General features: G+C 34.3%; 4 protein-coding genes and 1 tRNA gene. 2 read left to right on the forward strand and 3 right to left on the reverse strand.

All coding sequences use genetic code 11. The features are described from left to right. Nucleotides 1-500, reverse strand: a 500-nt coding sequence (locus Megvenef_RS08450; RefSeq protein ID WP_322777499.1) for a transposase, incomplete at its 3' end; no start/stop codon positions are given. Between the two features lie 161 nt (nucleotides 501-661). Here Megvenef_RS08450 and Megvenef_RS08455 point away from each other — a divergent pair. Then, nucleotides 662-737, forward strand: a tRNA-Gln gene (locus Megvenef_RS08455). Between the two features lie 5 nt (nucleotides 738-742). Here the strand turns inward: Megvenef_RS08455 and Megvenef_RS08460 are convergent. Beyond that, nucleotides 743-1,159: a nucleotide triphosphate diphosphatase NUDT15 gene (locus Megvenef_RS08460; RefSeq protein ID WP_322777500.1), complete on the reverse strand. Its 417-nt coding sequence runs from the start codon at nucleotides 1,157-1,159 to the stop codon at nucleotides 743-745. Beyond that, nucleotides 1,156-2,112: a glutathione synthase gene (gene gshB, locus Megvenef_RS08465; RefSeq protein ID WP_322777501.1), complete on the reverse strand. Its 957-nt coding sequence runs from the start codon at nucleotides 2,110-2,112 to the stop codon at nucleotides 1,156-1,158. Before gshB ends, Megvenef_RS08460 begins: the two co-directional genes overlap by 4 nt. Nucleotides 2,113-2,402: 290 nt before the next feature. Between gshB and Megvenef_RS08470 the strand changes: the two genes are divergently transcribed. Continuing rightward, the coding region (locus tag Megvenef_RS08470; RefSeq protein ID WP_322776251.1) for a transposase at nucleotides 2,403-2,902 on the forward strand (500 nt) is incomplete at its 3' end.

Below are 2,902 nucleotides of genomic sequence, written 5' to 3' on the forward strand. Positions count from 1 at the left end.
GGCCTGCCTTGCCAAGCTTTAACATCGTCCATGACATCATCAGTAATTCTACTAACAAGGCTTTCGCTAATGTCAGCCCCGTATAGTTCCTGAATCTGAAGTTTAATATCTGATAGACTCATTCCTTTGGCGTATAAGGATAGAATTTTTTGATCTAAACCTTCAATTCTTGTTTTTCTTTTGGGAATGATTGCAGGTTCAAACTCAGCATCTCTATCCCTTGGAACGTCTATTGTAATAAGGCCATTATCAGTGATTAGATTCTTTTGAGATACACCGTTACGGGCGTTATTAGAAGTGATAATACGATCGTATCTGTCATAACCTAGATGATTATTCATCTCTGCCTGTAAAGCTTTTTCCACACCACGTTTTGTTAGTTGTTTCAATAACCCGCCTTTGCTTAAAACATTCGATAGATCTACTTCTTTACTTACCAGTAAATCTATCGCTGCGGATATAGCTTCATTATTCTTATTATTGATAGTGTTTTTAGTCATATTTTATTCCTCTTAGTTATATTAATTGATTATATAACCTATAAGGAATTTACACACTTAGATGGACAGACCCTACCAGTCTGCATTTAGCAATGCCATGAGTAATCCTAAATTATTATTGACTGGGGCTGTTAATATTGTTATAAGATCTATAGTCATATTGGGATGTAGCTCAGTTGGTAGAGCAACGGTTTTTGGTATCGTAGGTCGAAGGTTCGAGTCCTTCCGTCCCAGCCATTCTTTCAAATTTTTCCACCATATCCTTTACCTTCAATTAATTGCTTTAGTGGCAAGAACAAAGGTGCTGGTAAATTATTTGTATTAAACCATAACCATTCCTCAATTTTATGAGGTTCTTTATTTTCAATCCTTTGCTCGAGCGTATAATTAGCTCGCATAAAAATTGAGATATAATGCTTTTGTTCTTTTTCAAAAAAATCGTTTGTTATAGCAAGAAATTCAGGGTTTTGAATTATTAAACCAGTCTCTTCTTCCGTTTCTCTGATTGCACAGAACTCCATAGTTTCCCCGAAATGAAGGTGTCCACCAGGAGGTACCCAGCTAAATTCGCCATGAGAACCAATGCGTTTTCCAAGGAGTATTTCATGCTTAGAATTAAAAATTAGAACTCCGATTCCAACTCTTGGCTCAGTATTCATATTTTTCTCTCAATATAATCAACTATAGGCTTTGCTAAGTTCAAACCATAAAGCTGTTCAATTGCTACAAGGCCAGTAGGAGATGTGATATTAATTTCTATCAAATATTCATCGATCATATCAACTCCAGCAAAAATAATTCCCTGACTTTTGAGATATGGGCCTATAACATCTATTATTTTTTGTTCTTTTAGGGTGATTTCAGTTTTTTCTGCAGATCCACCAGCAGCAAGGTTTGCTATAAAGTTTCCAGATTGAGGTATACGTTTCATGACCGCTTCAACTTTACCATCTATCACAATAATTCGTTTATCACCTTCGTAAACTTTTTGCAGAAATTTTTGAATGATGATGTGTTGATGCTTTTGAAGGGATAGTGTAATTTTTGTTTCTATATTATCTACATTATCCCACTCTAGGAATTCTAAATATTTTCCTCCAAACCAATATAGAGGTTTTATGACAACTTGTTTATGTTCCTTTATGAATTCAATAGCTTCATTTTGCAATGAGCTAATAATCATAGAAGGGGGGATGAATTCTGCAAATTTGAAGGCCATAACTTTTTCGCTATGAGATCTTATAGCTGTTGGATTATTGAGAATTAGCACTTTGGGATTTATCTTATCAAGAAGATAGGTGTTTGTGATATAACTCATATCAAAAGGAGGATCTTGCCTGATCAGAATTGCAGCTACATCATCTAGATTAATATGAGATTTTTCTTGTAAAGTAAATTTACTTTCTTGTCCTGTAAATTCTACATGAGCAAAGTAACCTTTTGCAAAACATACGTTATCTTGCAGAAAAAGATCTTGTGGTGTATAGAAAAAAGTTCTGTACCCACGTTTACATAATTCTGCTGCGATGAAAAGGGAGCTATCAGATTTAGTTTTTAGAGAGTGTAACGGGTCTGCTTGGATAGCAATACATAGTTTATTATTTTTATTCACTTTTTGCTCATAAGATAATGTGATTAGTCAATTATTATAAAATTGTAAATAGAATTCCATGTGCATAAATTAACGTCATACGCACAAATTTATTGGATATTGCATAAATTGCTATTTTATGTCAAGGAAATGCTATTGTGTAAAAAAAGATAGTCATATTTGGGTTGACTAGGAATCTCAGCCAGGACTACTAATTAAAAAGCCCCTAGCATTTGTTGGGTCTGTCCATCTAAGTGTGTAAATTCCTTATAGGTTATATAATCAATTAATATAACTAAGAGGAATAAAATATGACTAAAAACACTATCAATAATAAGAATAATGAAGCTATATCCGCAGCGATAGATTTACTGGTAAGTAAAGAAGTAGATCTATCGAATGTTTTAAGCAAAGGCGGGTTATTGAAACAACTAACAAAACGTCTTGTGGAAAAAGCTTTACAGGCAGAGATGAATAATCATCTAGGTTATGACAGATACGATCGTATTATCACTTCTAATAACGCCCGTAACGGTGTATCTCAAAAGAATCTAATCACTGATAATGGCCTTATTACAATAGACGTTCCAAGGGATAGAGATGCTGAGTTTGAACCTGCAATCATTCCCAAAAGAAAAACAAGAATTGAAGGTTTAGATCAAAAAATTCTATCCTTATACGCCAAAGGAATGAGTCTATCAGATATTAAACTTCAGATTCAGGAACTATACGGGGCTGACATTAGCGAAAGCCTTGTTAGTAGAATTACTGATGATGTCATGGACGATGTTAAAGCTTGGCAAGGCAGGCC

It is taken from the genome of Candidatus Megaera venefica (assembly GCF_034554655.1).
Taxonomy (GTDB): Bacteria; Pseudomonadota; Alphaproteobacteria; order Rickettsiales; family Rickettsiaceae; genus Megaera_A; species Megaera_A venefica.

What these genes read in the sequence shown, in the direction of transcription:
- Megvenef_RS08460 (WP_322777500.1), bottom strand. Translation starts at nt 1,159, where the DNA reads ATGAATACTGAGCCAAGAGTTGGAATCGGAGTTCTAATTTTTAATTCT.